Source organism: Acinetobacter sp. WCHAc060033, assembly GCF_004209125.1.
In the GTDB taxonomy this organism is placed as follows: domain Bacteria; phylum Pseudomonadota; class Gammaproteobacteria; order Pseudomonadales; family Moraxellaceae; genus Acinetobacter; species Acinetobacter wuhouensis.
In genome coordinates this window covers 1-336 of sequence record NZ_SGSW01000207.1, presented here as the reverse complement: position 1 = coordinate 336, position 336 = coordinate 1, and the positions used below count along the sequence as shown (strand labels likewise).

Here is a 336-nt window from a genome sequence, read left to right as displayed (position 1 = left end):
TTAACTCCTTAATTATATTTAGCATTGTTATAAGCAATGCGTTGGTTTGCTGAGTAACGAGGACGCTCAAAGTAGCCAATGCTGTTTAGCGTTTCAAAATGATCAGAATTGGATTTAGCATTCACGGCTTTAGAAAGCATCGCATTCAACTTTTCCGAAACTTTAGTGTCTTCAACTTTGTACAAGGTGTTCGGATATTCACGATATAAATCGTACTTTTGCTGAAAGCCTTTAAGTGCAAAATCCTTTTTTTCTTTTAGCTTTAAGATATAAAAAGTAGGTTTATCAATGCCCACACGGTAACGAGCACCTTGTGATGTTTCGCTGTCGAATTGG

Annotated in this window: 1 pseudogene; it reads right to left on the bottom strand. The window is 36.6% G+C overall.

What is annotated here, in order from left to right:
• Positions 1 to 8 precede the first annotated feature (8 nt).
• Positions 9 to 336, bottom strand: a pseudogene (locus EXE10_RS21670) (hypothetical protein); the annotation flags it as partial.